This window comes from Streptomyces spinoverrucosus (genome assembly GCF_015712165.1).
Lineage (GTDB): Bacteria > Actinomycetota > Actinomycetes > Streptomycetales > Streptomycetaceae > Streptomyces > Streptomyces spinoverrucosus_A.
Map to the genome: position 1 here is coordinate 3,407,772 of NZ_JADPZX010000001.1, position 25,860 is coordinate 3,433,631.

A 25,860-nucleotide genomic window follows, 5' to 3' on the forward strand; every position below is an offset into this window, starting at 1 on the left:
CTAAACTGCGCCCCATGAACTATGGGCAGGGGGGACCCCAGTCCCAGTGGGATCCCTGGAAACCGCATTCGCAGCAGCCCTGGAACAGCGGCAGCAGCGACCAGACGCCGGACTGGGCCGCGCTCGCCGAGGCCTCCGAGGCGCGCCACAAGCGGCGCCGGCTGCTGTTCATCGGCGGCGGCGCGCTGGCCGCCGTCGCGGTCGGCACCGCCGTCGCTGTGGCCGTCGTCTCCGCGAACGGCGACAGCCAGGCGTCGAACAACCCGACCTCCCAGCTGCCCGCGACCGCCGACATCCCGAGCGAGTCCGGCGCCCCGGACCCGTCGTTCGCGCCGACCAGCGCGCCGCCGCCGCTGGACCCGAAGGACTTCGTCTCCAGCAAGACCAAGGACACCGCCCCGCTCAGCGTGACCGAGCTCTTCCCCGGCACCCAGCTGACCATGGGTGAGACGGTCTACAAGAAGGGCCCGACGGCCGACACCAAGAACTGCGCCACGGCCGCCGCGGGCAGCCTCCCCAAGGTCCTCGACGCCAACGACTGCACCCGCCTGCTGCGCGTCACCTACACCAAGGACGGCATGGCGGTGACGGTCGGCGTGGCCGTCTTCGACACCGAGGCCCAGGCCGCCAAGGCCAAGAAGCAGGCCGACAGCAAGAGCATCGTGGAGTCCCTGTCCGGCGGCGGCGTCAAGGCGTTCTGCAACGCCGCCGTGTGCCGCTCCACGACCAACTCCTACGGCCGCTACGCCTACTTCACCATCGCCGGCTTCACCAACGGCAACGACGTGACCCCCAAGGACACGGCGGTCTTCTCCACCGGCGACGACCTGGCCGAGTTCACCTTCCGCCAGATCCGCAGGCGCGGCGAGGCCCAGGCGTCGGCGGCGGCGAACGAGTAGGACGGGTCAGCAGCACCCCGCCGTACCCGGCAACGACCGCTTGTTGCGCGCCGCCTTGTTGCGCGCGGCCAGCTGGTCGTCCGCCGGGTAGCCGACCTCCTCCAGGGTCAGGCCGTGCGGGCGTACGACATGCACGGCCGAGTCCCGTACGCCCGCCCCGAGCACCTTCCCCGGCCAGTCCGGCGGGCGGTGCCCGTCCCCCACGAACAGCAGCGCGCCGATCAGTGAGCGCACCATGTTGTGGCAGAAGGCGTCGGCCCGCACGGTCGCGGTGATGATCCCGTCGCCACCGCGCACGAGGCTCAACTCCTGCAACGTCCGGATGGTCGTGGCGCCCTCCCGCTTCTTGCAGTAGGCGGCGAAGTCGTGCTCCCCCAGCAGCCCCCGAGCCGCCTCGTTCATGGCGTCGACGTCGAGCGGCCAGTCGTGCCAGAGGACGTGGCTGCGCAGCAGCGGGTCGACACCGCCGGGGTTGTCGGTGACGCGGTAGGCGTAACGGCGCCAGATCGCCGAGAAACGGGCGTTGAAGCCGGCCGGAGCCTCCCGCAGGGCCCACACCCGCACATCCTTCGGCAGCCGCCCGGCGAGCCGCTTGAGCAGCTTCGGGTTGTGCTCGGCCCACACCTCCCGCGGCAGATCGACATGCGCGACCTGCCCGCGCGCGTGCACCCCGGCGTCGGTCCGCCCGGCGACCGTCAGTTCATAGGTCTCCGGGGACCGGGTCACCGTCCGCAGCGCGTCCTCGATCTCCCCCTGCACGGTCCGCTTCCCACCGGCCTGCTTGGCCCACCCGTGGAAACCGGCACCGTCGTACGACAGATCGAGGCGAACACGCACGTAACCGGGTGCTACTTCATCACTCACGTACAGATCCTCTCAGCAACACAAGAGCGGGCCCGCTCCTGAAAAGGAACGGGCCCGCCAACGCCCTAAAAGGGGCGCGGGGAACTGCGCGACAAGCCACGACGGCGCAGCAGCCGCCAACGAACAGCCCCCGGCAGAACGCTTACGCGTCCTTCGACTCCTCGGCGGGAGCCTCAGCGGCCTCCTCGGCCTTGGTCGTGTCGACCTTGGCCTCAGCAGCCTCGGCAGCCTCGGCGTCCTTGGCGGCACGCTTCGTCGCGGCCTCGGCCTCACCCGTGGCCTGCTGCGCGACCGTCAGCGCCTCGACCAGCTCGATGACAGCCATGGGCGCGTTGTCGCCACGGCGGTTACCGATCTTGGTGATGCGGGTGTAGCCACCCGGACGGTTCTCGTAGCGCGGGCCGATCTCGGTGAAGAGCGTGTGGACGATGCCCTTGTCCGTGATGACCTGGAGCACCTGACGGCGGTTGTGAAGGTCGCCCTTCTTCGCCTTGGTGATCAGACGCTCGGCGTACGGGCGCAGGCGGCGGGCCTTCGCCTCGGTCGTGGTGATCTTGCCGTGCTCGAAGAGCGACTTCGCGAGGTTCGCGAGGAGCAGCTTCTCGTGCGCGGCGCTGCCGCCCAGACGGGCACCCTTGGTGGGCTTCGGCATTTTTCTTCTCCTGTGTGTCTGCCCCGGCCGTATCAGGTACCGGGGTCAGTATCCGAGCGGGCGGTTGCCCGTCGGAGATCCGGGCGCCTTTTCAGACGCCCGGAAGGGTCGCGCCCCTAGGGGCGCGGGGAACTGCGCGACCAGCCACAACGGACCGGCAGCCGAATCAGTACTGCTCGGTCTCCACGAAACCGGCGTCAGCATCGTCGTCGGCACCGAACGCGTCCGCGGCAGCGGTCGGGTCGAATCCGGGCGGGCTGTCCTTCAGGGCCAGGCCCATGCCGGCCAGCTTCGCCTTGACCTCGTCGATGGACTTCGCACCGAAGTTACGGATGTCCAGGAGGTCGGCCTCGGAACGAGCGACGAGCTCACCCACGGAGTGGATGCCCTCACGCTTGAGGCAGTTGTACGACCGAACGGTGAGCTCCAGCTCCTCGATCGGCAGCGCCAGATCGGCGGCAAGGGCGGCGTCCGTCGGGGACGGGCCCATGTCGATGCCCTCGGCGTCGATGTTCAGCTCACGCGCGAGACCGAACAGCTCGACCAGGGTCTTACCGGCGGAGGCCATGGCGTCACGCGGTCGCATCGCCTGCTTGGTCTCGACGTCGACGATCAGCTTGTCGAAGTCGGTGCGCTGCTCGACACGGGTCGCCTCGACCTTGTACGTGACCTTGAGCACCGGCGAGTAGATGGAGTCGACCGGGATACGGCCGATCTCCTGACCCACCTGCTTGTTCTGCACGGCGGAGACGTAACCACGGCCACGCTCGACCGTGAGCTCCATCTCCAGCTTGCCCTTGCCGTTGAGCGTGGCGAGGACGAGGTCGGGGTTGTGCACCTCGACACCGGCCGGGGGCGCGATGTCGGCGGCGGTGACCAGACCCGGGCCCTGCTTGCGCAGGTACATCACGACCGGCTCGTCGTGCTCCGAGGAGACGACCAGCTGCTTGATGTTGAGGATCAGGTCGGTGACGTCCTCCTTGACGCCCGGCACGGTGGTGAACTCGTGCAGCACGCCGTCGATACGGATGGACGTGACCGCCGCACCCGGGATCGAGGACAGGAGGGTCCGACGCAGGGAGTTGCCGAGGGTGTAGCCGAAGCCCGGCTCCAGCGGCTCGATCACGAACCGGGAGCGGAACTCGTCGACGACCTCTTCGGTCAACGAGGGACGCTGAGCGATCAGCATGTTTGCGTTCCTTTAGTCAGGGGCGCCCGCTATATGACGCCCGACTGGGTACTGCAAGGGTACGGGCGGCACGACCCGAAGGAGCCGTACCGCCCGGAAAACCCTGACGAAGCGAGGTCAGACGCGACGACGCTTCGGCGGACGGCAGCCGTTGTGCGGGGTCGGGGTGACGTCCTGGATGGAGCCGACCTCGAGGCCGGTCGCCTGGAGCGAACGGATCGCGGTCTCACGACCGGAGCCCGGGCCCTTGACGAACACGTCGACCTTGCGCATGCCGTGCTCCTGGGCGCGGCGGGCGGCCGACTCGGCGGCCATCTGCGCGGCGAACGGCGTGGACTTCCGGGAGCCCTTGAAGCCGACGTGGCCGGCGGAGGCCCAGGAGATCACGTTGCCGGACGGGTCCGTGATGGAAACGATCGTGTTGTTGAACGTGCTCTTGATGTGCGCGTGGCCGTGAGCGACGTTCTTCTTTTCCTTGCGGCGCACCTTCTTGGCAGCGCCCTGACGTCCCTTGGGGGGCATCTCTTAACTCCTACGGAGGTGGTCGGTCCTACAGCGAAGACCGTGGACGGTGGTCCGCTGCGGACTACTTCTTGCCCGGCTTCTTCTTGCCGGCGATGGCGCGACGCGGGCCCTTGCGGGTGCGGGCGTTGGTGCTGGTGCGCTGACCGCGGACAGGCAGACCGCGACGGTGACGGAGACCCTGGTAGCAGCCGATCTCGACCTTGCGGCGGATGTCGGCCTGGATCTCGCGACGGAGGTCACCCTCGGTCTTGATGTTGTTGTCGACGTACTCGCGGATCGCGACGAGCTGCTCTTCGCTCAGGTCGCGGACGCGGGTGTTCGGGTCGACCCCCGTGGCAGCCAGCGTCTGCTGCGAGAGGGTCCGGCCGATGCCGAACACGTAGGTGAGGGCGACCTCCACGCGCTTTTCGCGCGGGATGTCGACACCGGAAACGCGTGCCATTCAATGGCTCCTGGTGATCTTCGGAGGTCTTCCACAGGACCGGTTCCCAGCCGCCGTATCAGGTACGAACTGGGTCCCCGGCCTCCGACCGGGGGTGTCAAGCCGTCGCGCGGCTCGGGCCCTGCGTATGAACATATTCAGCTCGCGTCGCGCGAATCTCTGCGATAGCGGTGCAGAGGGAAGGTTCTGCGGTCAGCCCTGGCGCTGCTTGTGGCGCGGGTTGTCGCAGATGACCATGACCCGGCCGTGACGGCGGATCACCCTGCACTTGTCGCAGATCTTCTTGACGCTCGGCTTGACCTTCATGGGATGTGAGGTTCTCCGGGTCAGTTGCCGGCGGACCCGCGCACAGGGAGGGCGCGGGACGTGGGCAAGATCTACTTGTACCGGTAGACGATCCGGCCACGCGTCAGGTCGTACGGAGACAGCTCCACCACGACCCGGTCGTCAGGGAGGATGCGGATGTAGTGCATACGCATCTTGCCGCTGATGTGTGCCAGGACCTGGTGGCCGTTCTGGAGCTCGACCTTGAACATGGCGTTCGGCAGAGACTCGACGACAGTGCCCTCGATCTCGATGGCACCTTGCTTCTTGGCCACGCTTCGCCCTTCGGAATCGACTACCTTGATCGACTCAGTGCGAGCGCATGCAGACATGCGGGTACACAAGAGCCGACGAGTCAGTCTACGTCAGCGCACCCGGAAACACGAATCGAGGCAGCCTGCCCCACGCTGAAGATCATTATGCGAGGGGATCGGGTGCGGCCGTGATCCCGTGCTCCGCCAGCTTCGCCTTGCCACCGTCAGGGGCGGTCAGGACCAGCGGTCCCTGTTCGGTGAGGGCGACGGAGTGCTCCCAGTGGGAGGACCAGGTGCCGTCCGTGGTGATGACCGTCCAGTCGTCCTGGAGGACCTCGGTCTTCGGGGTGCCCAGGGACACCATCGGCTCGATGGCGAGGCAGAAGCCGGGGACCAGCTTCGGACCCTTGCCCCGGCGCCGGTCGACGTAGTTCAGCAGGTGCGGGTCCATGTGCATCTCGCTGCCGATGCCATGACCGCCGTAGTCCTCGATGATCCCGTACCGCCCGCCGCCCGGCTTCGGCTGGCGGCGGATGTACGTCTCGATGGCCCGGGAGATGTCGACGAGCCGGTTGCCCTGCTTCACGGCCGCGATACCGGCCCACATCGACTCCTCGGTCACCCGCGAGAGCTCGACGAGCTCCGGAGCGTGACCGGACCCCACGAACGCCGTGTAGGCGGCGTCGCCGTGCCACCCGTCGACGATCGCGCCGGCGTCGATGGAGATGACGTCCCCGTCCTTGAGCACGACGTCGTCGGACGGGATGCCGTGGACGACGACCTCGTTCACCGAGGTGCAGATGGTCGCGGGGAAGCCGCCGTACCCCAGGAAGTTCGACTTCGCCCCGTGCTCCGCGAGCACCTTGCGGGCGACCTCGTCCAGATCCTTCGTGCTGGCCCCGGGCACCGCGGCCTCACGCGTGGCCGCGTGGATGGCGGCGACGACCAACCCGGCCTCACGCATCTTGGCGATCTGCTCGGGACTCTTGATCTGCACCATGAGGACGACGGCCTTTCTTGGACCGGGAAGGGACGGACGGCTTCCACGATACGGGGCCGGAGCACCGCCCCACCCCACGCAGCGGCCGCGGCCCCTTCGCAAGGGACCGCGGCCGCCGACTACGTACGAACGACTACTGGGCGTCTTCGCGCTTGAGCGCCTCCAGCGCCCGGCCCGTGACCTCGTCGACCGCGCCCATCGCGGAGATGGTCACGACCAGGCCCTGCGCCTTGTAGTAGTCGATGATCGGCTCGGTCTGCGTGTGGTAGACCTCCAGCCGCGTGCGCACGGTCTCCTCGGAGTCGTCGTCCCGCTGGTACAGCTCGCCGCCGCAGACGTCGCAGACGCCCTCCTTCTTCGGCGCGCTGTACGTCACGTGGAACACGTGCGCGGAGTCCTTGCGGCAGATCCGCCGCCCGGCGATCCGCTTGACGACCTCGTCCTCGGGGGCCTCCAGGTCCAGCACCGCGTCCAGCTCGATGCTCTCGGTCTGAAGCAGTTCGTCCAGCGCCTCGGCCTGCGAGACATTGCGCGGGAAGCCGTCCAGCAGGAAGCCGTTCTCGGCGTCCGGCTGCTCCATGCGGTCCTTCGCCATGGCGATGGTGACCTCGTCCGGCACCAGGTTGCCGGCGTCCATGTACGACTTCGCCAGCTTGCCGAGCTCCGTCTGCCGACTGATGTTGGCGCGGAACAGGTCGCCCGTGGAGATGTGCGGGATCGACAGCTTCTCGGCAAGGCGCGTGGCCTGCGTACCCTTACCGGCACCCGGCGGCCCGACGAGGACGATTCGCATCAGCGGAGGAACCCTTCGTAATTGCGCTGCTGGAGCTGGCTCTCGATCTGCTTCACCGTCTCGAGACCGACACCCACGATGATCAGGATGCTGGTACCGCCGAACGGGAAGTTCTGGTTTGCCCCGAAACCAACCAACGCCATTGTCGGAACGAGAGCGATCAGACCCAGATACAGCGAACCCGGCCAGGTGATCCGGTTGAGTACGTAACTCAGATACTCAGCGGTCGGTCGGCCAGCCCGGATGCCCGGGATGAAGCCACCATACTTCTTCATGTTGTCGGCGACTTCTTCGGGGTTGAAGGAGATCGCCACGTAGAAGAACGCGAAGAAAACAATGAGCAAGAAGTACAGAGTGATGTAAATCGGGTGATCGCCACGGACCAGGTGGGCCTCGATCCAGGTCTTCCAGCTCGAGTTTCCGCTGGAGAACTGTGCGATCAGTGCCGGGATGTAGAGCAGCGACGAGGCGAAGATGACGGGAATCACACCCGCCTGGTTCACCTTGAGCGGGATGTACGTGGACGTACCGCCGTAGGCCCGGCGGCCGATCATGCGCTTGGCGTACTGGACGGGGATCCGGCGCTGCGCCTGCTCGACGAAGACCACCAGGCCGACCATGAACAGGCCGACGAGGACGACCGTGCCGAACTCGATCCAGCCGTCGGCCAGGGTGCCCTGCTGCTTGATGGCCCACAGGGCGGACGGGAAGGTGGCGGCGATCGAGATGAACATCAGGATCGACATGCCGTTGCCGATGCCGCGGTCGGTGATGAGCTCGCCGAGCCACATCACGACGGCCGTACCGGCGGTCATCACGATGACCATGGTGATGGTGACGAAGATCGACTGGTCGGGGACGATCTGGTTGGCCACCGGGCAGCCGGAGAAGAGGGCGCCGCTGCGGGCGGTGGCGACGAGGCCGGTGCCCTGGAGGATGGCGAGCGCCACGGTCAGGTAGCGGGTGTACTGCGTGATCTTCGCCGTACCGGCCTGGCCCTCCTTCTTGAGGGCTTCGAGGCGCGGGATCACCACCGTCAGCAGTTGCAGAATGATGCTCGCGGTGATGTACGGCATGATGCCGAGCGCGAAGATCGTGATCTGGAGCAGGGCGCCGCCGCTGAACATGTTGACCAGACCGAACAGACCCTGGTTGCCCTTGGCCACGTCGATACAGGTCTGGACGTTCTGGTAGTCGACGCCCGGAATCGGGATGTGCGTGCCGAGCCGGTACACCACGATGATGCCGAGCGTGAAGAGCAGCTTCTTGCGCAGGTCGGGCGTCTTGAACGCCCGGGCGAACGCGGTGAGCACGGTGCCTCCTGCGACCCCCGCGCATCTGCGTCAAGGGTGACGGTCTTGAGGTTCCAATAGAACAACGACATGGGTAACGGTCAACTGCCGCTCAAAGTGCCCGAGGTGCGGCAGCTGTGAAAGTTGGCAGTGCAGGCCACCTTACCCGCGGGACTGCCCCCCTTGGAACGACCAACCGGGGATACCCCAATTGTGGGGTATCCCCGGTCGGGATCGCTCAAGTCATCGAGACGCCTGTTGCGTTCAGACGAGCTCGGTGACGGTACCGCCGGCGGCGGTGATCTTCTCCTTGGCGGAGCCGGAGACGGCGTCGACCGTCACCTGCAGCGCCACGGAGATCTCGCCCTGGCCGAGGACCTTGACGAGGCTGTTCTTGCGAACGGCACCCTTGGCCACGAGGCCCTCGACGGTGACCTCGCCACCCTCGGGGTAGAGCGCGGCCAGCTTGTCGAGGTTCACGACCTGGTACTCGGTCTTGAACGGGTTCTTGAAGCCCTTCAGCTTCGGGAGGCGCATGTGCAGCGGCATCTGGCCACCCTCGAAGCGCTCCGGAACCTGGTAGCGGGCCTTGGTGCCCTTGGTACCACGACCGGCCGTCTTACCCTTCGACGCCTCACCACGACCGACACGGGTCTTGGCGGTCTTGGCGCCCGGGGCGGGACGGAGGTTGTGGATCTTCAGCGGGTTCTGCTCCGCCATGATCAGTCGACCTCCTCGACCGTCACGAGGTGGCGGACGGTGTGCACCATGCCGCGGAACTCGGGGCGGTCCTCCTTGACGACCTGCGTGTTGATGCCCTTGAGACCAAGGGAGCGCAGGGTGTCACGGTGGTTCTGCTTGCTGCCGATGTAGGACTTGACCTGCGTGATCTTGAGCTGCGCCATGATTACGCACCCGCCCCGGCACGCGCACGGAGAAGAGCCGCGGGGGCGACGTCCTCGAGCGGCAGACCACGGCGGGCCGCGATCTCCTCGGGACGCTGCAGGCCCTTCAGGGCCTCCACGGTCGCGTGCACGATGTTGATCGCGTTGTCGGAGCCGAGCGACTTCGACAGCACGTCGTGGATACCGGCGCACTCCAGCACGGCACGCACGGGACCACCGGCGATAACACCGGTACCCGGCGAAGCCGGCTTGAGGAGAACCACACCGGCGGCCTTCTCACCCTGGATGGGGTGAGGGATGGTGCCCTGGATCCGGGGGACCTTGAAGAAGTGCTTCTTGGCCTCCTCAACGCCCTTGGCGATGGCGGCCGGCACCTCCTTGGCCTTGCCGTATCCGACACCCACGGTGCCGTCACCGTCGCCCACCACGACCAGCGCGGTGAAGCTGAAGCGACGACCACCCTTCACAACCTTGGCGACGCGGTTGATCGCGACAACGCGCTCAACGTACGCGGTCTTCTCGGCGGCAGCTGCGCCGCCGTCACGGCCCTTCCGGTCCCGCCGCTCGCCGCCACCGGCACCGCCACCGCGGCGCTGGGGTCCAGCCATTGGATTTACCTCTCTCTTTTCCGCTAGCTACGAACGGCTCAGAACTTCAAGCCGGCTTCGCGGGCGGCGTCCGCCAGGGCGGCGATGCGCCCGGCGTACTGGTTGCCACCACGGTCGAACACGACGGCCTCGACACCGGCGGCCTTGGCACGCTCGGCGACCAGGGCGCCGACCTGCTTGGCCTGCGCGGACTTGTCGCCCTCGCCACCGCGGACCGAGGTGTCCAGGGTGGACGCCGACGCCAGGGTGTGACCCTTGATGTCGTCGATCACCTGGGCCACGATGTGGCGGTTCGAGCGGGTAACGACCAGACGGGGACGCTCCGCCGTACCGGAGATCCGCTTGCGGATCCGGATGTGACGGCGCTTGATCGCGGCGCGCTTGTAGGCGTCGCCCTTCAGGATCTTCTGCCCGTATGCCATGGCTTACTTACCCGCCTTTCCGACCTTGCGGCGGATGACTTCGCCCTCGTACTTGACGCCCTTGGCCTTGTACGGGTCGGGCTTGCGCAGCTTGCGGATGTTGGCCGCGACCTCGCCGACCTTCTGCTTGTCGATGCCCTCGACCGAGAACCGGGTGGGGTTCTCGACCTTGAAGGAGATGCCCTCGGGGGCCTCGACCAGAATCGGGTGGCTGTAACCGAGCGCGAACTCGAGGTTCGAGCCCTTGGCGGTCACGCGGTAACCGACACCGCTGATCTCGAGCTTCTTCACGTAACCCTGGGTCACGCCGGTGATCATGTTCGCCACCAGCGTGCGGGACAGGCCGTGCAGGGCCTTGTTCTGACGCTCGTCGTTCGGGCGGGTCACCTGCAGGGTGCCGTCCTCGCCCTTGACGACCTCGATCGGCGCCGAGACGGTGTGGGTCAGCTCGCCCTTGGGGCCCTTGACCTTGACCGTACGGCCGTCGATGGTGACGTCCACGCCGGCGGGAACCGCGATGGGGAGCTTGCCGATGCGCGACATAGCTGTTTCCTCCGTTCCCTTCCGTTACCAGACGTAGGCGAGAACTTCTCCGCCTACGCCCTTCTTGCCGGCCTGCTTGTCGGTGAGGAGCCCGTGGGACGTGGAGATGATCGCCACGCCGAGGCCGCCGAGCACCTTCGGCAGGTTGGTGGACTTCGCGTACACCCGGAGACCGGGCTTGGAGATCCGCTTGATGCCCGCGATGGAGCGCTCACGGTTGGGGCCGAACTTCAGCTCCAGGACGAGGTTCTTGCCGACCTCGGCGTCCTCGACGCGCCAGCCCGTGATGAAGCCCTCCTGCTGGAGGATCTCCGCGATGTGCGACTTGATCTTCGAGTGCGGCATCGCCACGGTGTCGTGGTACGCCGAGTTCGCGTTCCGCAGACGCGTAAGCATGTCTGCGATCGGATCAGTCATGGTCATGAATTGGCCTTCGGCCTCTCTCGCCGGGGTTTCCTGGTGCGCCATCCCTCTCCCCGATCCGAGACGGGACGGGTGCGGCGCGGTGGACCTACGGCGTAGTAAGTCGTAAGGGCGGCGGCAGACGCCCAACCCCACAAGCCTACGGCATGTGAGTTGGGCGTCTGGCCGCCCCAGTTGCTTACCGAGAGCTTCAGCAATCCCTGATTACGGGGATTACCAGGAGCTCTTGGTCACGCCCGGCAGCTCGCCACGGTGAGCCATCTCACGAAGGCACACGCGGCACAGGCCGAACTTGCGGTACACGGAGTGCGGACGGCCGCAGCGCTGGCAGCGGGTGTAGCCACGCACACCGAACTTGGGCTTGCGAGCAGCCTTGGCAATCAGAGCCTTCTTCGCCATCTCGCTCACGCCTCCTTGAACGGGAAGCCGAGGTGACGAAGGAGCGCGCGGCCCTCAGCGTCGTTGGTCGCCGTGGTGACCACGGTGATGTCCATACCCCGGGTACGGTCGATCTTGTCCTGGTCGATCTCGTGGAACATGACCTGCTCCGTGAGACCGAAGGTGTAGTTGCCACGGCCGTCGAACTGCTTGGGGGACAGACCACGGAAGTCGCGGATGCGCGGGAGCGCGAGCGACAGGGTGCGGTCCAGGAACTCCCACATGCGGTCGCCACGGAGCGTGACGTGGGCACCGATCGGCTGACCCTCACGCAGCTTGAACTGCGCGATGGACTTGCGGGCCTTGGTGACGGCCGGCTTCTGACCGGTGATCGTGGTGAGGTCGCGGATGGCGCCCTCGATCAGCTTGGAGTCGCGGGCGGCGTCGCCCACACCCATGTTGACCACGATCTTGACGAGGCCCGGAACCTGCATGACGTTCTCGTACTTGAACTCGTCACGCAGCTTGCCGACGATTTCCTCGCGGTACTTCGTCTTCAGGCGCGGAGTGGTGGTGGTCGTCATCAGATGTCCTCACCCGTCCGCTTGGCAACGCGGATCTTGTTGCCCTCTTCGTCGAAGCGGTAGCCGACGCGGGTCACGACCTTCTTGCCGTCCTTCTCAACGACCAGCTGGACGTTGGAGACGTGGATCGGCGCCTCGGTCGTGACGATGCCACCGGCCTGCGAACCGCGAGCCGTGGGACCGGCCTTGGTGTGCTTCTTGACCCGGTTGACACCCTCGACCAGGACGCGCTCCTCGCGCGGGTAAGCGGCAATGACCTTGCCCTGCTTGCCCTTGTCCTTGCCGGTGATGACCTGAACCAGGTCGCCCTTCTTGATCTTCATGCTTACAGCACCTCCGGCGCGAGCGAGATGATCTTCATGAACTTCTTCTCGCGCAGCTCACGGCCCACGGGGCCGAAGATACGGGTGCCGCGAGGGTCGCCGTCGTTCTTCAGAATGACGGCGGCGTTCTCGTCGAAGCGGATGTACGAGCCGTCCGGACGGCGGCGCTCCTTGACGGTGCGAACGATGACCGCCTTGACGACGTCACCCTTCTTCACGTTGCCACCGGGGATCGCGTCCTTGACGGTGGCGACGATGACGTCACCGATACCCGCGTAGCGGCGACCGGAGCCACCGAGCACACGGATGCAAAGGATTTCCTTCGCACCAGTGTTGTCGGCGACGCGCAGTCGCGACTCCTGCTGGATCACGTCTATCTCCTGTGTGTCTGCCGGTTCCCCGATACGGGGTTGTCTGAGCAACCCCGTATCGGAGCCTGGCGGAACTGTCCTGCGGGGTTTGCCCCGCAGGCGTACTTATTGGAATTCCCTTGCGGGAATTACCTACTTGGCCTTCTCGAGGATCTCGACGACGCGCCAGCGCTTCGTCGCGGACAGCGGCCGGGTCTCCATCAGGAGGACGCGGTCGCCGACACCCGCGGCGTTCTGCTCGTCGTGCGCCTTGAGCTTGTTCGTACGGCGGATGACCTTGCCGTACAGCGCGTGCTTCACGCGGTCCTCGACGGCGACGACGACGGTCTTGTCCATCTTGTCGCTGACGACGAGACCCTCACGGGTCTTGCGGAAACCGCGCGCCTCTGCGTTCTCAGTCACGTTCTTCTCGCTCATCAGGCGTTCTCCACCGTTTCGATGCCCAGCTCACGCTCGCGCATCAGGGTGTAGATCCGCGCGATGTCCTTGCGGACCGCCTTCAGACGGCCGTGGTTCTCGAGCTGGCCCGTCGCCGCCTGGAAGCGGAGGTTGAACAGCTCTTCCTTGGCCTCGCGGAGCTTCGCCAGAAGCTCCTCGTTGCCCAGCTCGCGCAGCTCGGACGCCTTGGTACCGGCCGACATCACGCTTCACCTGCCTCGCGCTTGACGATCCGGCACTTCATCGGCAGCTTGTGGGCCGCACGGGTCAGCGCCTCACGGGCGATCTTCTCGTTGGGGTACGACAGCTCGAACATCACGCGTCCGGGCTTGACGTTGGCGACCCACCACTCCGGGGAACCCTTACCGGAACCCATGCGGGTCTCGGCGGGCTTCTTCGTCAGCGGGCGGTCCGGGTAGATGTTGATCCAGACCTTGCCGCCACGCTTGATGTGACGGGTCATGGCGATACGAGCCGCCTCGATCTGGCGGTTCGTCACGTACGCCGGGGTCAGCGCCTGGATGCCGTACTCGCCGAACGCAACCTGCGTCCCACCCTTGGACATACCGTTGCGCTTCGGGTGGTGCTGCTTGCGGTGCTTGACCCTACGGGGGATCAGCATGTCGGTCAGGCCTCCGTTCCGGTGCTCTCAGCCGGAGCGGCAGCCGCGGGAGCCTCGGCCTTGGGGGCCTCGGCGCCGGCAGCCTGCTGCGGCTTGCGACCGCGCCGCTCGCCACCGCGGCCACCACGGGCCGGGCGGTCGGAGCCGCCACCGCGAGCCGGGCGGTTGCCCGCACGGGCGGCAGCGTTCTCGGCGCGGACCTCGGCGATGTTCTTGACGTCGCCCTTGTAGATCCAGACCTTCACACCGATGCGGCCGAAGGTCGTCTTGGCCTCGAAGAAGCCGTAGTCCACGTTCGCGCGGAGCGTGTGCAGGGGCACACGGCCCTCGCGGTAGAACTCCGAGCGGGACATCTCGGCGCCGCCGAGGCGGCCACCGCACTGGATCTTGATGCCCTTGGCGCCCGCCTTCATCGCCGACTGCATGCTCTTGCGCATGGCGCGGCGGAAGGAGACGCGGGAGGACAGCTGCTCGGCGACGGCCTGGGCCACCAGCTGAGCGTCCGTCTCCGGGTTCTTGACCTCGAGGATGTTCAGCTGGACCTGCTTGCCGGTCAGCTTCTCCAGGTCACCGCGGATGCGGTCGGCCTCGGCGCCGCGGCGGCCGATGACGATGCCCGGGCGAGCGGTGTGGATGTCCACGCGGACACGGTCACGGGTGCGCTCGATCTCAACCTTCGAGATACCGGCGCGCTCCATGCCGGACGTCATCATCCGACGGATGGCGACGTCTTCCTTGACGTAGTCCTTGTACAGCTTGTCGGCGTACCACCGGGACTTGAAGTCCGTGGTGACACCGAGCCGGAACCCGTGCGGGTTTACCTTCTGGCCCATTACCGGGTTCCTTCCTTGCTGCTGACGACCACGGTGATGTGGCTGGTCCGCTTGCGGATCCGGTAGGCACGGCCCTGGGCGCGCGGCCGGAACCGCTTCAGGGTCGGGCCCTCGTCGACGTACGCCTCGGAGATGTAGAGGCTGTCGGCGTCGGTGTGGTCGTAGTTGTGCGCGGCGTTGGCGATGGCGCTGTCGAGCACCTTGCCGACCGGCACGGAGGCTGCCTGCGGAGCGAATCGCAGAACAGCCTGGGCCTCCGTGGCGTCCATGCCACGGATGAGGTCCACCACGCGGCGGGCCTTCATGGGCGTGACGCGGATGTACCGCGCCTGGGCCCTGGCTTCCATGGTTGTCCCTTCAGTTACTTACGTGTCTGAATGCGATCCGCTGCTAGCGGCGCTTCGACTTCCGGTCGTCCTTGACGTGGCCCCGGAAGGTGCGCGTCGGCGAGAACTCGCCGAGCTTGTGGCCGACCATCGACTCGGTGACGAACACCGGGATGTGGGTCTTGCCGTTGTGCACCGCGAGCGTGTGGCCGAGCATGGCCGGCACGATCATGGAGCGACGGGACCAGGTCTTGATGACGTTCTTGGTGCCGGCTTCGTTCTGGGCGTCCACCTTCTTCATCAGGTGGTCGTCGACGAAGGGCCCCTTCTTCAAGCTACGAGGCATCTCAACCCGTCCTTAGCGCTTCTTGTTCGTCTTGCGGCGGCGGACGATGTACTTGTTGCTCGCCTTCTTGGGAGAACGCGTACGACCTTCCTTCTGGCCCCACGGGGACACCGGGTGGCGGCCACCGGAGGTACGGCCCTCACCACCACCGTGCGGGTGGTCGACCGGGTTCATGACCACACCACGCACGGTCGGGCGAACGCCCAGCCAGCGCTTACGGCCGGCCTTGCCCCAGTTGATGTTCGACTGCTCGGCGTTGCCGACCTCGCCGACGGTGGCGCGGCAGCGCACGTCGACCAGGCGGATCTCTCCGGACGGCATGCGCAGGTGGGCCATCGAGCCCTCCTTCGCGAGCAGCTGCACGGAGGCACCGGCGGAGCGGGCGAACTTGGCACCGCCACCGGGACGGAGCTCGATCGCGTGGATCGTGGTACCGACCGGGATGTTGCGGAGGGCCAGGTTGTTGCCCGGCTTGATGTCGGCCCCGGGACCGTTCTCGACGCGGTCACCCTGCTGCAGGTTGCGCGGGGCGAGGATGTAGCGCTTCTCGCCGTCGGCGTAGTGCAGCAGCGCGATACGCGCGGTGCGGTTGGGGTCGTACTCGATGTGCGCGACCTTCGCCGGCACGCCGTCCTTGTCGTGACGACGGAAGTCGATCACACGGTAGGCGCGCTTGTGGCCACCGCCCTGGTGGCGGACGGTCACACGACCGGAGTTGTTACGGCCACCCTTGCTGTGCAGGGGGCGGACCAACGACTTCTCCGGCGTGGACCGCGTGACCTCGACGAAGTCGGCGACGCTGGAACCACGACGGCCCGGCGTAGTCGGCTTGTACTTGCGGATTCCCATTTCTCAGTCCTCGTCCGATATCGGACGATCCGACCCGCTTACGCGGTCGGACCGCCGAAGATGTCGATACGGTCGCCCTCGGCGAGGGTCACGATCGCGCGCTTGGTGGCGGCACGCTGGCCGAAGCCCGTGCGGGTCCGCTTGCGCTTGCCCTGGCGGTTGATCGTGTTGACCCCGGTGACCTTGACCTGGAAGACCGCCTGCACGGCCTCCTTGATCTGGGTCTTGTTGGAGCCCGGCGCGACGACGAACGTGTACTTGTTCTCGTCGAGCAGCGCGTAGCTCTTCTCGGAGACGACCGGCTTGATCAGGACGTCACGGGGGTCCGTATACGACTTGCTCAGCGGCGTCTCGACGGTGTTCTTGCCCTCGGTGGCGTGGCGACGCGCCTTGGCGACGCGCGCGGCCTTGGCGGCCTTGGCGGCCTTCGAGGCAATGGCGGGGTGACGGATAGCCATCAGGCCTCGCTCCCTTCGGTGTCATTGGCCTTCGGGCCCGACACGAAGGACTCGAAAGCGGCCTTGGTGAAGACCACGTCGTCCGAGACGAGAACGTCGTACGTGTTCAGCTGGCCCGGCTCCAGGATGTGGACCTGGGGCAGGTTGCGGGCGGACAGCCACGCGGCCTCGTCGGCGCGGTCGACGACCAGGAGCAGGTTCTTGCGCTCCGAGATCTTGCCGAACAGCGTCTTGGCGGACTTCGTCGACGGGGTCTCGCCCTCGACGACGCCGGAGACGACGTGGATGCGGTTGTGGCGGGCCCGGTCGGTGAGGGCGTGACGCAGCGCGGCAGCCTTCATCTTCTTCGGGGTCCGCTGCGAGTAGTCGCGCGGCACGGGACCGTGCACGACGCCACCACCGGCGAACTGCGGCGCGCGGGTCGAACCCTGACGGGCGCGACCGGTGCCCTTCTGGCGGTACGGCTTCTTGCCACCGCCGCGGACCTCGCCACGGGTCTTGGTCTTGTGCGTGCCCTGACGGGCGGCGGCCAGCTGCGCGACGACGACCTGGTGGATCAGCGGGATGCTGACCTTCTCAACGCCGAAGATCTCCGCGGGGAGCTCGACGGAACCGGCCTTGTCGCCCGCCGGCGAAAGGATGTCAACAGTGCTCATCGGTTACCTCAGGCCCCCTTGGCCGCGGTGCGGACCAGGACGAGGCCGCCGTTCGGACCGGGAACCGCGCCCTTGATGAGCAGCAGACCCTTCTCCGCGTCAACGGCGTGGACGGTCAGGTTCTGGGTGGTGACCCGCTCGTTGCCCATGCGACCCGCCATGCGGAGGCCCTTGAACACACGGCCCGGGGTGGCGCAGCCACCGATGGAACCGGGAGAGCGGTGCTTGCGCTGGGTGCCGTGCCCGGCGCCGAGGCCACGGAAGTTGTGGCGCTTCATGACACCGGCGAAGCCCTTGCCCTTGCTCTTGCCGGTCACGTCGACCTTGACGCCGGCCTCGAACACCTCGGCGGTGATCTCCTGGCCGAGCGTGTACTCGGAGGCGTCCGCGGTGCGGATCTCGACGAGGTGACGACGGGGGGTGACGTCGGCCTTGGCGAAGTGACCCTTGAGGGGCTTGTTCACCTTGCGCGGGTCGATCTCGCCGAAGGCGATCTGGACGGACTCGTAGCCGTCGACGTCGTTCGTACGGACCTGGGTGACGACGTTGGGTCCGGCCTTGACGACGGTCACCGGGACGACACGGTTGTTCTCGTCCCAGACCTGCGTCATACCGAGCTTCTCGCCCAGGATGCCCTTGATCTGCTTAGCCATCTCTCAGATCACCGGCCTCAGAGCTTGATCTCGATGTCGACACCGGCCGGGAGGTCGAGTCGCATCAGAGAGTCAACGGTCTTGGGGGTCGGGTCGAGGATGTCGATCAGGCGCTTGTGCGTGCGCATCTCGAAGTGCTCGCGCGAGTCCTTGTACTTGTGCGGCGACTTGATGACGCAGTACACGTTCTTCTCAGTGGGCAGCGGCACCGGGCCCGCGACCGACGCACCAGTGCGGGTCACCGTCTCGACGATCTTCTTCGCCGAGGAGTCGATGACCTCGTGGTCGTAGGCCTTGAGCCGGATGCGGATCTTCTGTCCCGCCATGGCTACTTCGTAGTCCTGTCTCTCTACAGCTCTGGAACCCGGTGTTCCAGTCCTCTTCTCCGACCCACGCGGTCGGGCGTGTCGCACTCCCGCTGACACAGATGTCCCTTGCTCGAACATCCCTGCGGGATTGACACGGCCCTGCCGGAACCGTGAACCGGGGGCGAGAGGCCCACCGGGCGCCTGGCCGGTGCCGCGCCCACGCTTCCCGGAAGATTCCCGTACGTCCGCCCCTGATCAGGGACGACGAGTACTGTGGGACTCGCTTCCGGTCCTCCCGGCGGGAGGCGCGCAGCATCAACACTCGACCGAGCAACTCGGACAGTCTGCCATATGGGGCAGCGGGGGCGCCAATCGGGCCGAAGAGATTACCCGGGTGGTGAGCCCGGTCAAACACGGGGCGGTGCCGAGGGCGCGGGTGCGGGGGCGGGGCGGCGTGGGGTGGTGGTGTTCTCCGTGTCGACGCGGGGAAGTCGCCGGTCGAGGGCGCGGGGGAGCCACCAGGCGGCGTGGCCCAGCAGGGACATGGCCGCGGGGACCAGCACCATGCGCACGACGGTGGCGTCGAGCACGATCGCGGTCGCCAGGCCCAGGCCCATCATCTTGACGAGTGGCGACGGGTTGGCGACGAAGCTGAGGAAGACCACCGTCATGATCAGCGCGGCGGAGGTGATCACACGGCCGGTGACCGCCATGCCGCGCGCCACCGACTCGGCGGGGTCGCCCGTGGCGTCGTACTCCTCCCGTACTCGGGACAGCAGGAACACCTCGTAGTCCATGGACAGGCCGAAGAGGACCGCGAAGAAGATCGTCGGCAGGGGTGAGGCGATCGGCAGGGTCTCGTCGAGGTTGAACAGGCCCCCCAGCCAGCCCCACTGGAAGACGGCCACCACGACGCCGTACGCGCCGCCGATGGACAGCAGGTTCATCACGGCCGCCTTCAGCGGCACCGCGACGGAGCGGAACACCAGCATCAGCAGCAGGCACGACACCAGGATGATCGCGGCGATGAACAGCGGCAGGGTGTCGGTGAGCTGGCTGGTGAGGTCGTCGGTCATGGCGGTGAGGCCGGACACGGCGACGTTGTCGGGGACCGCGTCGCGGACGCGTTCGAGGGTGGCGGAGGTCGCGGCGTCCGCAGGGGCCGTGGTGGGGAGGGCGGGCAGGACGACGGTGTCCCCCGCCGCGGAGATCCGGGGCTCGCCGACCGACGCGATGCCGGGGTCGGCGGCGAGGCTCCGGGACAGCTCGGGGATGCCTTCGGCGTCCACGCCGGGGGCGCGCAGGTCGGCGACGATCAGCAGCGGGGCGTTGAAACCGGGCCCGAAGCCCTCGGCCAGCAGGTCGTAGGCGCGGCGGTGCGTGGTGGTGGTCGCGTCGTCGCCCGCGTCGGGGAATCCGGTCTCCATGCGCAGCGCGGGGGCGGCCAGGGCGAGCAGCACCGCGGACGCGGCGATCAGGTGGCGCCACGGCCGGGCGGAGACGCGGTGCGCGAACCGCCACCACGCCGTGTTCTCGGGGTTCTTCGTGCGACGGGTCCGGGAGACCCTGCGGCGCCTGTGGTGGATGCGGTCGCCCAGCAGGGACAGCAGCGCGGGCAGCAGCGTCAGGGCGGTCGCGACGGCGAACAGCACGACCAGCGAGGTGCTCAGGCCGATCGAGGTCAGAAAGCCCAGGCCGGTCAGTGCCAGCGCGGCCATCGCCACGACGACGGTGCTGCCGGCGAACAGGACGGCCGCGCCGGACGACGCCATGGCGTTCGACAGCGCGGTGGCGGCGTCCTGTCCGGCCGTACGGTTCTCCCGGCAGCGGGCGACGATGAACAGGGCGTAGTCGATGCCGACGCCGAGGCCGATCATCGCGCCGATCGTGGGGGCGGCGGTGGAGACGTCCATGGCGTGGGCCAGCAGCGTGATGCTGCCCAGGCCGGCGGCGACGGCGACCAGCGCGAGCGCGATCGGGACCAGCGCGGCGACGATCGTGCCGAACGCGACCACGAGGACGACCAGCGCGGCCAGCAGGCCCGCCGCCTCGGCGCCCGAGGTCGGTGACTCGGCGTTGATGAAGACGGTGTCGCCGCCGAGTTCGGCGACGAGACCGGCGTCGCGCGCGGGCTCGATCGCGCCGTCCAGGGCGTCGATCTGCTCGGGGTTCACGTCCATCGGCGGTAGGTCGAAGGCGACTTGGGCGAAGCCGATCCGCCCGTCCGGCGAGACCGTGCCCGCGTGGAAGGGGTCGGTGACCGTGGCGACGTGCTCTACGTCGGCGATCCGGGCCACCGACGCCTCGACGGCGGGCCGGTGGCGCTCTATCCGGTCCCCCTCCGGGGCCGCGAAAACGACCATGGCGGTGCCGCCGGACGCTTCGGGGAAGCGCTCCTCCAGGAGTTCCATCGCCTCCTCGCTCTGACTGCCGGGGGCGACGAGATCGTCGGCGAACGCGCCGCCGGCCAACCCGGCGAGCGGCAGTACGAGGGCCAGGGCGGCCACCCAGGCGGCGATGGTCACCCACGGTCGGCGGGCGCTCGCATCGCCGATACGGCGTGTGAGTCGCTTCATGGCTGAGACTCCTGTGGGACGGGTGCCGACCGGCGACGCGGCCGGCCCGGCGCGGGTGGGCGCCGATCGGCTGCGCTTGTCGGCGCCCGTCGGCAAGAGGCTTGAGCGGTTCCATCGTGGGCACCGGGACCGGCGCGGTCTCCCGCCGCCCGGCGGGTTCGGACCTCCCCCGTGCGACGGGAGGAACAGGGCCTTCTCTCCGCCCGGGGGCGGAGAGAGGCATCCGTCCACAGGCGGGTGACGGTGCCCGCGAGCCGGACTTACGATGACGTGCCCGGTGCGTCCCGACGGCCCGCGCCCGGGCACCGGACGCCTCTGGGGGAGCGACGATGAACCGCACGGTGCCGCATGCCGAGCCCCCGGGCCGCCGTGTGCCGGGCCGGTTCCGCGGCCCGTTCACCCGTTGGCCGCGCACCGCGGACGCCGTCCTCGCGGCCACGCTGTTCCTGGCGGCGTTGGTGCTGGAGGACGCGCCCGGGGACGCGATGGCCGTCCGCCCGCTCACCCGCGTCCTCTCCCCCGCCCTGCTGCTCTTCGTGGTGGCGGGCACGGCGCTCTACCGGCGTCGGCGCAGGCCCGTCGCGGTCCTGTGGGTGACGCTCGCCGCCTGGGCCCCGACGCTGGGCAGCAGTTACTCCACGATGGGCGGGATCGTGATCGTCGCGCTGTACAGCGTCGGGCGGCACACCGACGACACCCGGTGGAGTCCCCTCGGCGTCGCCGCCGCCGTCGCCGCGGTCGCCGTCGACGGCCTGCTGCACTCCTACCCGTGGGGGGACATCGGCTTCGGCGCCGTCGTCATGTCCGGGGCCTGGTACCTCGGCCGACGGCTGCGGCTGCGCGCGGAACGTGCCGCCCGGCGGCGGCAGGAACAGGTCGCCGAGGCACGGCGGATCGTGACCGAGGAGCGCTCCCACATCGCCCGGGAACTGCACGATGTGGTGGCTCACCGGGTGAGCATGATGACCGTGCAGGCCGGTGCGGCCCGGATGGTGGCCGCCGAGGACCCGCGGGGCGCCCTGGAAGCGATGGCGGCGGTGGAGGAGGCGGGACGCCAGGCACTGGACGAGCTGCGGCACCTGCTGGGAGTGCTGCGGCCGGAGGCGGAGGGCGAGGGTCTGGGCCCCCAGCCGGGCCTGGCCGATCTGCCCCGGCTCGTGGCCGAGGTCCGCGAGGCGGGTCTGGAGGTCACGGTCACGGGCGGCGTCCGGGCGCCGCTGCCGGCCCGGGTGGATCTCTCGGCGTACCGCATCGTCCAGGAGGCGCTGACCAACGTGCTCAAGCACAGCGGACCGGGCACCCGCACCGAGGTGCGCCTGCGCAGCGAGGGTGACGGCCTCACCATCGAGGTCGTCGACGACGGCCGCGGCGCCGCGGTCCGGTCGATGCCGGCCGCCCACGAGGGCCTGCCCGGCCATGGCATCGTCGGTATGCGGGAGAGAGCCGTCCTGCTCGGCGGCGGCCTCGACGCCGGGCCCCGTCCCGGCGGCGGATTCCGGCTCACCGCTCGGCTGCCCATCACCGGGGAGCCCGTCACGGGGAAGCCCGTCACGGGAGAACTCGAGGGAGAGCCCCGGTGAGCATCCGTGTCGTCGTGGCCGACGACCAGGCGCTGGTACGGCGGGGCTTCGCGATGATCCTCCGGGTCCATCCGGACATCGAGGTGGTGGCCGAGGCGGGCACCGGCGTGGAGGCGGTCGACGCGGCACGCCGGCACCGCCCGGACGTGATCCTCATGGACATCCGCATGCCCGAGATGGACGGCCTCGAAGCGACGTCGCGCATCCTTCAGGAGGCCGACTGGGGCCCCCGAGTGCTGATCCTCACCACATTCGACCCGGACGAGTACGTCTACAAGGCGCTGCGCTCCGGCGCCAGCGCGTTCGTCCTGAAGGACATTCCGCCCGAGCAACTGGCCACCGCCGTACGCACCGTGGCCGAGGGCGGGACGCTGCTGGCCCCGTCGATCACCCGGCGCTTCATTGACCGCTTCGCCCCGCGCCGGGTCGCGGGCACCGCGGTCGCGGCCCGGCTGGAACGGCTCACGGGCCGCGAACGCGAGATCATGACCGCCGTCGCCCGGGGCGCGAGCAACGCGGAGATCGCCGAGCAGCTCGTCATCGGCGCCGCCACGGTCAAGTCACATGTGTCGAGCATCCTCACCAAACTCGGGCTGCGCGACCGCATCCAGATCGTGATCTTCGCCTACGAGAGCGGCCTCGTCGAAGCGGGCGACCACGACGTCGGTCACTGACCCGGTACGCCACGAACTCGGCGACACAGCCACACCCCGCGTCAACGGACGGAGCACCTCACCCCGGCTCCGACGTCCGCTCCCGCGGCATCGCCCAGAACACCAGGCCCAGCAGCAGGACCAGCGCGGCAGGCACCAGCAGGACCACCGCCGGACGCACCGCCTCATGGAGCAGCCAGGCCCCCAGCAGGCCACCCGCGAACATCGCGGCGACCGAGGCGAAGCGGCGGCCCTCGTGGCGCAGGCCCGTGCCGATGCGGGGGTCGGCGACCGGGGACAGACCGCCGAGGAGCGCGGTCAGCGCGCGGGTGGACACGGTGGTGGGCACGTCCGGGACCGAGACCCGCAGGGTGGTGACGTTGCGTACGCCCATGGCCGCGGCCACCAGGGCGATGACGCCGAAGTGGTGACCGGTGACGGGTGCGCCCGGCTCGTGGGCGGCGATGCGCCACGCGAGCAGAGCGGCGAGCCCCAGCAGCAGCGCTTCGACGATCAGGCCGGGTACGAACCAGCGGCGGCCGTGGCGGTCCACGATCGACTCGAACCGGGAGCCCAGCACCACGCCGACCGCGAAGGCGGCGCACGAGATGCCGGCCGCGGCCGGGGACAGGCCCGCCGCTCCGGTGAGCGCGAAGGCGAGGAAGAGGAGGTTCCCGGTCTGTACGGCAGTGAACACCGGGCCCAGTACGAGAAAGCTGACGGCCTCGATCATGCCGGTCGTCAGCGTGAGCGCCACCATGACCGAGGTGAGCCCGAGGCCCGCTCTGGGCTTCATGCGGGGACCCGCCTCATACGGGGACCCCGAGCCGCGACTTCATACGGGGACCCTAAGCCGCGGCCGATCCGCCCGCCCGCCACCGCCCCCCGCCGCTACGCCGATCAGGTACGGCGCCCGCGCAGGTCCCCCACGTATCGCCGCCTGCCGCATCGAACACGCGGACGGGTATCTTCCGCCGCCCACCTGCATGGATCATGGTCGGCATGTCGATCACCTCCCGGCGCAGCCTGCTCGCCGTTTTCGCGGCCTCGGCCGCCTCCGTCCCGTTCAGCGGCCTGGCCGCCGCTCCTGCGCGCGCAGCCGCCGAATCGGTCCACACCGTCGAGCCGCTGGCCGCTCCCGCCGGCCTCACCTCGGCCCGCTCCTCGGTGACGCTGCCGCCGCTGAACGCCTCCTACTTCACGCAGGTCACCCTGAACACGCCGCTGACCGCGACCGTGCTGCCGGGCACCCCGGCCCGGACCGAGGTCACCTCGGGCGGTCGGCGCGTCGCGCTGCTGACCCACGGGGCCCGGACCGTCGTACTGCCCGGCCCGGAGCGGACGTTCACGGAGAACAAGAAGCCCTTCGTCGACGACTTCCAGCGCACCCGGCAGGACTCCTGGGGCAGTTCTCCCGGCGGCGGAAGCTGGTCCACCCTCGGGCCCGCCGACACGGACTACTCGGTGCAGCCGGGCACCGGCGTCATCGCCCTCACCACCGACTACGCCAGCCGTCACGCCAGCGTGCGGGACGCGGAGATCACGGACGTGGACGTCCGGTCCGTGGCCCGGTTCGACAAGGTGCCCACCGGCCAGGCCTGCTCCTACGCCCTGTCCTTCGGCTACCAGGACACCCACAACAACTACCGGGCCCGGCTGTCCTTCCTCACCACCGGCGCCGTCGAACTGCGGGTCGAGAAGGAGGTCGACGACGCGGTCAGCCAGCTGACGTCCGCCGTCTCCCTAGCCACCGGTGTCCCCGCGGGCACCGACTGGACGATCCGGGTCCGCCGCGAGGGCACTCGCATCCGGGTCAAGGCCTGGCGCTCGGCCACCGCGGAACCGTCCGCCTGGACCGTCGACACCACCGACCCCGACGCCACCTTCGCCCAGGGACGCGTGGGCCTGCGCGCGCTCGCCAACGACGGCTGCAGCAACCTGCCGGTCAGGCTGCTCGTCAGCCACTTCGAGGTGAGCGCCGCGAACTGGGCGACGCCGCCGACCGTCACCCACGGCGACTGGGTACGCGTACTGCCGGAGCCCTTCGACGGCACCTGGACGCCCGAGCTCGAAAAGATCATCCGCGGCTGGGCCGGCTCCACCGCGCCCGATGTCCTGGCCCACGCGGCGATGTTCCTCGCCGGCGCCCCCGCGGTCGTCGCCGGCTCCGGACCGGCCAAGGACAAGCAGGTCCTGGGCGAGTCCGGGTACGGCTACCTGGACCCGCAGGGCAACCGCTACGAGGGCGCCGACTTCCACGAGTACATGAACGTCGGCTGGACCTTCCCCGACGGCGCCTATACGGGCCCGTCCAGCAAGCAGGTCGGCAACCTGGACTGCTCGGGCTACACGCGGATGGTGTACGGCTACCACATGGGCGTACCGATGGCCGCCGGCCAGGACACGTCCGGCACCCGGATACCGCGCAAGTCCCGCGACATGGCCGAGTACGCGCCCGGCGTACGCATCGCCCGCACCGACGGCACCAACCCGCCCGCGGCGCCCCTGCTCCAGCCCGGCGACCTGGTCCTCTTCAACGCCGACTCGGGCGACGACACCACGACGGTCACGGTCGACCATGTCGGCATCTACCTCGGCAAGGACACGGCCGGCAAGCGCCGCTTCCTCTCCAGCCGCAAGACAGTCAACGGCCCCACGATGTCCGACCTGGGCGGCGCGTCACTTCTGGACGGCACGGGCCTCTACGCCACCACGCTGCACACGGTCCACCGCCTCTGACCCTGCCGGACCATAAGAGACCACCCAGCTGA

At 68.5% G+C, this 25,860-nt stretch carries 37 protein-coding genes; 4 read left to right on the forward strand and 33 right to left on the reverse strand.

Annotated features, from left to right (window positions below; genetic code table 11):
* Window positions 1-14 precede the first annotated feature (14 nt).
* Window positions 15-899: a hypothetical protein gene (locus I2W78_RS15165; protein WP_196460355.1), complete on the forward strand. Its 885-nt coding sequence runs from the start codon at window positions 15-17 to the stop codon at window positions 897-899.
* A 6-nt stretch (window positions 900-905) separates the two neighbouring features.
* On the opposite strand, the gene truA is transcribed toward I2W78_RS15165, so the two are convergent.
* The 32 genes from truA to I2W78_RS15325 form a co-directional block, all read right to left on the reverse strand.
* The gene (truA, locus tag I2W78_RS15170) at window positions 906-1,763 is read right to left on the reverse strand and encodes a tRNA pseudouridine(38-40) synthase TruA (RefSeq protein WP_196460357.1); all 858 of its coding nucleotides are present in this window, start codon (window positions 1,761-1,763) and stop codon (window positions 906-908) included.
* A gap of 142 nt (window positions 1,764-1,905) precedes the next feature.
* A complete protein-coding gene (gene rplQ / locus I2W78_RS15175; protein ID WP_196460359.1) occupies window positions 1,906-2,415 on the reverse strand; it encodes a 50S ribosomal protein L17 in 510 nt (169 codons plus the stop codon).
* A gap of 166 nt (window positions 2,416-2,581) precedes the next feature.
* A complete protein-coding gene (locus tag I2W78_RS15180; protein WP_003966937.1) occupies window positions 2,582-3,604 on the reverse strand; it encodes a DNA-directed RNA polymerase subunit alpha in 1,023 nt (340 codons plus the stop codon).
* Window positions 3,605-3,721: 117 nt separating this feature from the next.
* On the reverse strand, window positions 3,722-4,126 hold the full coding sequence (rpsK, locus tag I2W78_RS15185; protein WP_003956432.1) for a 30S ribosomal protein S11: 405 nt from the start codon (window positions 4,124-4,126) through the stop codon (window positions 3,722-3,724).
* A 64-nt stretch (window positions 4,127-4,190) separates the two neighbouring features.
* Window positions 4,191-4,571: a 30S ribosomal protein S13 gene (gene rpsM, locus I2W78_RS15190; protein ID WP_037858429.1), complete on the reverse strand. Its 381-nt coding sequence runs from the start codon at window positions 4,569-4,571 to the stop codon at window positions 4,191-4,193.
* A 192-nt stretch (window positions 4,572-4,763) separates the two neighbouring features.
* The gene (rpmJ, locus tag I2W78_RS15195; protein ID WP_003974245.1) at window positions 4,764-4,877 is read right to left on the reverse strand and encodes a 50S ribosomal protein L36; all 114 of its coding nucleotides are present in this window, start codon (window positions 4,875-4,877) and stop codon (window positions 4,764-4,766) included.
* A gap of 71 nt (window positions 4,878-4,948) precedes the next feature.
* Window positions 4,949-5,170, reverse strand: a complete 222-nt coding sequence (infA, locus tag I2W78_RS15200; protein WP_003948620.1) for a translation initiation factor IF-1 — start codon at window positions 5,168-5,170, stop codon at window positions 4,949-4,951.
* 142 nt (window positions 5,171-5,312) lie between these two features.
* The gene (gene map / locus I2W78_RS15205) at window positions 5,313-6,149 is read right to left on the reverse strand and encodes a type I methionyl aminopeptidase (RefSeq protein WP_196460361.1); all 837 of its coding nucleotides are present in this window, start codon (window positions 6,147-6,149) and stop codon (window positions 5,313-5,315) included.
* A 133-nt stretch (window positions 6,150-6,282) separates the two neighbouring features.
* Window positions 6,283-6,942: an adenylate kinase gene (locus tag I2W78_RS15210; protein WP_196460363.1), complete on the reverse strand. Its 660-nt coding sequence runs from the start codon at window positions 6,940-6,942 to the stop codon at window positions 6,283-6,285.
* Window positions 6,942-8,255, reverse strand: coding sequence for a preprotein translocase subunit SecY (secY, locus tag I2W78_RS15215; protein ID WP_196460377.1), 1,314 nt, complete (start codon window positions 8,253-8,255; stop codon window positions 6,942-6,944). The genes I2W78_RS15210 and secY overlap by 1 nt, the downstream gene beginning before the upstream one ends.
* Window positions 8,256-8,498: 243 nt before the next feature.
* Window positions 8,499-8,954, reverse strand: coding sequence for a 50S ribosomal protein L15 (gene rplO, locus I2W78_RS15220; protein WP_014674382.1), 456 nt, complete (start codon window positions 8,952-8,954; stop codon window positions 8,499-8,501).
* A 2-nt stretch (window positions 8,955-8,956) separates the two neighbouring features.
* Window positions 8,957-9,139 (reverse strand): 50S ribosomal protein L30, encoded by a 183-nt coding sequence (gene rpmD / locus I2W78_RS15225; RefSeq protein WP_003974250.1) that lies wholly within the window; start codon window positions 9,137-9,139, stop codon window positions 8,957-8,959.
* Between the two features lie 2 nt (window positions 9,140-9,141).
* The gene (gene rpsE, locus I2W78_RS15230) at window positions 9,142-9,747 is read right to left on the reverse strand and encodes a 30S ribosomal protein S5 (RefSeq protein WP_009190144.1); all 606 of its coding nucleotides are present in this window, start codon (window positions 9,745-9,747) and stop codon (window positions 9,142-9,144) included.
* 38 nt (window positions 9,748-9,785) lie between these two features.
* Window positions 9,786-10,169 (reverse strand): 50S ribosomal protein L18, encoded by a 384-nt coding sequence (gene rplR, locus I2W78_RS15235; RefSeq protein WP_055632352.1) that lies wholly within the window; start codon window positions 10,167-10,169, stop codon window positions 9,786-9,788.
* Between the two features lie 3 nt (window positions 10,170-10,172).
* The gene (gene rplF, locus I2W78_RS15240; protein ID WP_196460379.1) at window positions 10,173-10,712 is read right to left on the reverse strand and encodes a 50S ribosomal protein L6; all 540 of its coding nucleotides are present in this window, start codon (window positions 10,710-10,712) and stop codon (window positions 10,173-10,175) included.
* Window positions 10,713-10,736: 24 nt separating this feature from the next.
* A complete protein-coding gene (rpsH, locus tag I2W78_RS15245) occupies window positions 10,737-11,135 on the reverse strand; it encodes a 30S ribosomal protein S8 (protein WP_129799270.1) in 399 nt (132 codons plus the stop codon).
* A gap of 213 nt (window positions 11,136-11,348) precedes the next feature.
* Window positions 11,349-11,534, reverse strand: a complete 186-nt coding sequence (locus I2W78_RS15250; protein WP_003948630.1) for a type Z 30S ribosomal protein S14 — start codon at window positions 11,532-11,534, stop codon at window positions 11,349-11,351.
* Window positions 11,535-11,539: 5 nt separating this feature from the next.
* The gene (gene rplE / locus I2W78_RS15255; RefSeq protein ID WP_196460381.1) at window positions 11,540-12,097 is read right to left on the reverse strand and encodes a 50S ribosomal protein L5; all 558 of its coding nucleotides are present in this window, start codon (window positions 12,095-12,097) and stop codon (window positions 11,540-11,542) included.
* Complete coding sequence (rplX, locus tag I2W78_RS15260) at window positions 12,097-12,420, reverse strand: 50S ribosomal protein L24 (protein WP_196460383.1); 324 nt, start codon at window positions 12,418-12,420, stop codon at window positions 12,097-12,099. The genes rplE and rplX overlap by 1 nt, the downstream gene beginning before the upstream one ends.
* Window positions 12,421-12,422: 2 nt before the next feature.
* Window positions 12,423-12,791 carry a 50S ribosomal protein L14 gene (gene rplN, locus I2W78_RS15265; RefSeq protein ID WP_003998823.1) on the reverse strand — a complete coding sequence of 123 codons (369 nt, stop codon included), beginning with the start codon at window positions 12,789-12,791 and terminating at the stop codon, window positions 12,423-12,425.
* Window positions 12,792-12,923: 132 nt separating this feature from the next.
* Complete coding sequence (rpsQ, locus tag I2W78_RS15270; RefSeq protein ID WP_018543912.1) at window positions 12,924-13,208, reverse strand: 30S ribosomal protein S17; 285 nt, start codon at window positions 13,206-13,208, stop codon at window positions 12,924-12,926.
* Window positions 13,208-13,432, reverse strand: coding sequence for a 50S ribosomal protein L29 (rpmC, locus tag I2W78_RS15275; RefSeq protein ID WP_007494763.1), 225 nt, complete (start codon window positions 13,430-13,432; stop codon window positions 13,208-13,210). The genes rpsQ and rpmC overlap by 1 nt, the downstream gene beginning before the upstream one ends.
* Window positions 13,432-13,851 (reverse strand): 50S ribosomal protein L16, encoded by a 420-nt coding sequence (gene rplP, locus I2W78_RS15280; RefSeq protein ID WP_029380975.1) that lies wholly within the window; start codon window positions 13,849-13,851, stop codon window positions 13,432-13,434. The genes rpmC and rplP overlap by 1 nt, the downstream gene beginning before the upstream one ends.
* A 5-nt stretch (window positions 13,852-13,856) precedes the next feature.
* On the reverse strand, window positions 13,857-14,684 hold the full coding sequence (gene rpsC, locus I2W78_RS15285) for a 30S ribosomal protein S3 (RefSeq protein WP_196460385.1): 828 nt from the start codon (window positions 14,682-14,684) through the stop codon (window positions 13,857-13,859).
* Window positions 14,684-15,031 (reverse strand): 50S ribosomal protein L22, encoded by a 348-nt coding sequence (rplV, locus tag I2W78_RS15290; protein WP_019329637.1) that lies wholly within the window; start codon window positions 15,029-15,031, stop codon window positions 14,684-14,686. The genes rpsC and rplV overlap by 1 nt, the downstream gene beginning before the upstream one ends.
* A gap of 43 nt (window positions 15,032-15,074) precedes the next feature.
* The gene (gene rpsS, locus I2W78_RS15295) at window positions 15,075-15,356 is read right to left on the reverse strand and encodes a 30S ribosomal protein S19 (protein WP_053759516.1); all 282 of its coding nucleotides are present in this window, start codon (window positions 15,354-15,356) and stop codon (window positions 15,075-15,077) included.
* Between the two features lie 12 nt (window positions 15,357-15,368).
* The gene (gene rplB / locus I2W78_RS15300) at window positions 15,369-16,205 is read right to left on the reverse strand and encodes a 50S ribosomal protein L2 (protein WP_196460387.1); all 837 of its coding nucleotides are present in this window, start codon (window positions 16,203-16,205) and stop codon (window positions 15,369-15,371) included.
* A 38-nt stretch (window positions 16,206-16,243) separates the two neighbouring features.
* Window positions 16,244-16,663, reverse strand: coding sequence for a 50S ribosomal protein L23 (rplW, locus tag I2W78_RS15305; RefSeq protein WP_196460389.1), 420 nt, complete (start codon window positions 16,661-16,663; stop codon window positions 16,244-16,246).
* A complete protein-coding gene (rplD, locus tag I2W78_RS15310; RefSeq protein WP_196460391.1) occupies window positions 16,663-17,319 on the reverse strand; it encodes a 50S ribosomal protein L4 in 657 nt (218 codons plus the stop codon). Before rplD ends, rplW begins: the two co-directional genes overlap by 1 nt.
* 8 nt (window positions 17,320-17,327) lie before the next feature.
* A complete protein-coding gene (rplC, locus tag I2W78_RS15315; RefSeq protein WP_014674369.1) occupies window positions 17,328-17,972 on the reverse strand; it encodes a 50S ribosomal protein L3 in 645 nt (214 codons plus the stop codon).
* 17 nt (window positions 17,973-17,989) lie between these two features.
* Window positions 17,990-18,298 carry a 30S ribosomal protein S10 gene (gene rpsJ / locus I2W78_RS15320; RefSeq protein WP_003948644.1) on the reverse strand — a complete coding sequence of 103 codons (309 nt, stop codon included), beginning with the start codon at window positions 18,296-18,298 and terminating at the stop codon, window positions 17,990-17,992.
* A gap of 389 nt (window positions 18,299-18,687) precedes the next feature.
* On the reverse strand, window positions 18,688-20,856 hold the full coding sequence (locus tag I2W78_RS15325) for an MMPL family transporter (protein WP_196460393.1): 2,169 nt from the start codon (window positions 20,854-20,856) through the stop codon (window positions 18,688-18,690).
* Window positions 20,857-21,185: 329 nt separating this feature from the next.
* Here I2W78_RS15325 and I2W78_RS41395 point away from each other — a divergent pair, with 329 nt between their 5' ends.
* The gene (locus I2W78_RS41395) at window positions 21,186-22,436 is read left to right on the forward strand and encodes a sensor histidine kinase (RefSeq protein WP_196460395.1); all 1,251 of its coding nucleotides are present in this window, start codon (window positions 21,186-21,188) and stop codon (window positions 22,434-22,436) included.
* A complete protein-coding gene (locus I2W78_RS15335) occupies window positions 22,433-23,110 on the forward strand; it encodes a response regulator transcription factor (protein WP_196460397.1) in 678 nt (225 codons plus the stop codon). The genes I2W78_RS41395 and I2W78_RS15335 overlap by 4 nt, the downstream gene beginning before the upstream one ends.
* 58 nt (window positions 23,111-23,168) lie before the next feature.
* On the opposite strand, the gene I2W78_RS15340 is transcribed toward I2W78_RS15335, so the two are convergent.
* Window positions 23,169-23,885 carry a YoaK family protein gene (locus I2W78_RS15340; RefSeq protein ID WP_196460399.1) on the reverse strand — a complete coding sequence of 239 codons (717 nt, stop codon included), beginning with the start codon at window positions 23,883-23,885 and terminating at the stop codon, window positions 23,169-23,171.
* Window positions 23,886-24,091: 206 nt separating this feature from the next.
* Here I2W78_RS15340 and I2W78_RS15345 point away from each other — a divergent pair, with 206 nt between their 5' ends.
* Complete coding sequence (locus I2W78_RS15345) at window positions 24,092-25,828, forward strand: NlpC/P60 family protein (RefSeq protein ID WP_196460401.1); 1,737 nt, start codon at window positions 24,092-24,094, stop codon at window positions 25,826-25,828.
* The last annotated feature ends 32 nt before the right edge of the window (window positions 25,829-25,860 follow it).

Coding starts and splice junctions, on each gene's coding strand:
- rpsC (WP_196460385.1), bottom strand. CDS start 14,684: ATGGGCCAGAAGGTAAACCCGCACGGGTTCCGGCTCGGTGTCACCACG.
- I2W78_RS15210 (WP_196460363.1), bottom strand. CDS start 6,942: ATGCGAATCGTCCTCGTCGGGCCGCCGGGTGCCGGTAAGGGTACGCAG.
- rpmC (WP_007494763.1), bottom strand. CDS start 13,432: ATGTCGGCCGGTACCAAGGCGTCCGAGCTGCGCGAGCTGGGCAACGAG.
- rpsK (WP_003956432.1), bottom strand. CDS start 4,126: ATGCCCCCCAAGGGACGTCAGGGCGCTGCCAAGAAGGTGCGCCGCAAG.
- rpsM (WP_037858429.1), bottom strand. CDS start 4,571: ATGGCACGCGTTTCCGGTGTCGACATCCCGCGCGAAAAGCGCGTGGAG.
- rplX (WP_196460383.1), bottom strand. CDS start 12,420: ATGAAGATCAAGAAGGGCGACCTGGTTCAGGTCATCACCGGCAAGGAC.
- map (WP_196460361.1), bottom strand. CDS start 6,149: ATGGTGCAGATCAAGAGTCCCGAGCAGATCGCCAAGATGCGTGAGGCC.
- I2W78_RS15340 (WP_196460399.1), bottom strand. CDS start 23,885: ATGAAGCCCAGAGCGGGCCTCGGGCTCACCTCGGTCATGGTGGCGCTC.
- rpsS (WP_053759516.1), bottom strand. CDS start 15,356: ATGCCTCGTAGCTTGAAGAAGGGGCCCTTCGTCGACGACCACCTGATG.
- I2W78_RS15180 (WP_003966937.1), bottom strand. CDS start 3,604: ATGCTGATCGCTCAGCGTCCCTCGTTGACCGAAGAGGTCGTCGACGAG.
- rpmD (WP_003974250.1), bottom strand. CDS start 9,139: ATGGCGCAGCTCAAGATCACGCAGGTCAAGTCCTACATCGGCAGCAAG.
- rpsE (WP_009190144.1), bottom strand. CDS start 9,747: ATGGCTGGACCCCAGCGCCGCGGTGGCGGTGCCGGTGGCGGCGAGCGG.
- rpsJ (WP_003948644.1), bottom strand. CDS start 18,298: ATGGCGGGACAGAAGATCCGCATCCGGCTCAAGGCCTACGACCACGAG.
- rplP (WP_029380975.1), bottom strand. CDS start 13,851: ATGCTGATCCCCCGTAGGGTCAAGCACCGCAAGCAGCACCACCCGAAG.
- rplC (WP_014674369.1), bottom strand. CDS start 17,972: ATGGCTAAGCAGATCAAGGGCATCCTGGGCGAGAAGCTCGGTATGACG.
- I2W78_RS15165 (WP_196460355.1), top strand. CDS start 15: ATGAACTATGGGCAGGGGGGACCCCAGTCCCAGTGGGATCCCTGGAAA.
- rplE (WP_196460381.1), bottom strand. CDS start 12,097: ATGACGACCACCACCACTCCGCGCCTGAAGACGAAGTACCGCGAGGAA.
- rplO (WP_014674382.1), bottom strand. CDS start 8,954: ATGGCGGAGCAGAACCCGCTGAAGATCCACAACCTCCGTCCCGCCCCG.
- rpsQ (WP_018543912.1), bottom strand. CDS start 13,208: ATGAGCGAGAAGAACGTGACTGAGAACGCAGAGGCGCGCGGTTTCCGC.
- rplR (WP_055632352.1), bottom strand. CDS start 10,169: ATGGCATACGGGCAGAAGATCCTGAAGGGCGACGCCTACAAGCGCGCC.
- I2W78_RS15250 (WP_003948630.1), bottom strand. CDS start 11,534: ATGGCGAAGAAGGCTCTGATTGCCAAGGCTGCTCGCAAGCCCAAGTTC.
- I2W78_RS15325 (WP_196460393.1), bottom strand. CDS start 20,856: ATGAAGCGACTCACACGCCGTATCGGCGATGCGAGCGCCCGCCGACCG.
- rplD (WP_196460391.1), bottom strand. CDS start 17,319: ATGAGCACTGTTGACATCCTTTCGCCGGCGGGCGACAAGGCCGGTTCC.
- rplQ (WP_196460359.1), bottom strand. CDS start 2,415: ATGCCGAAGCCCACCAAGGGTGCCCGTCTGGGCGGCAGCGCCGCGCAC.
- rpmJ (WP_003974245.1), bottom strand. CDS start 4,877: ATGAAGGTCAAGCCGAGCGTCAAGAAGATCTGCGACAAGTGCAGGGTG.
- rplB (WP_196460387.1), bottom strand. CDS start 16,205: ATGGGAATCCGCAAGTACAAGCCGACTACGCCGGGCCGTCGTGGTTCC.
- rplW (WP_196460389.1), bottom strand. CDS start 16,663: ATGGCTATCCGTCACCCCGCCATTGCCTCGAAGGCCGCCAAGGCCGCC.
- rplV (WP_019329637.1), bottom strand. CDS start 15,031: ATGGAAGCCAGGGCCCAGGCGCGGTACATCCGCGTCACGCCCATGAAG.
- I2W78_RS41395 (WP_196460395.1), top strand. CDS start 21,186: ATGAACCGCACGGTGCCGCATGCCGAGCCCCCGGGCCGCCGTGTGCCG.
- rpsH (WP_129799270.1), bottom strand. CDS start 11,135: ATGACCATGACTGATCCGATCGCAGACATGCTTACGCGTCTGCGGAAC.
- rplF (WP_196460379.1), bottom strand. CDS start 10,712: ATGTCGCGCATCGGCAAGCTCCCCATCGCGGTTCCCGCCGGCGTGGAC.
- I2W78_RS15345 (WP_196460401.1), top strand. CDS start 24,092: ATGTCGATCACCTCCCGGCGCAGCCTGCTCGCCGTTTTCGCGGCCTCG.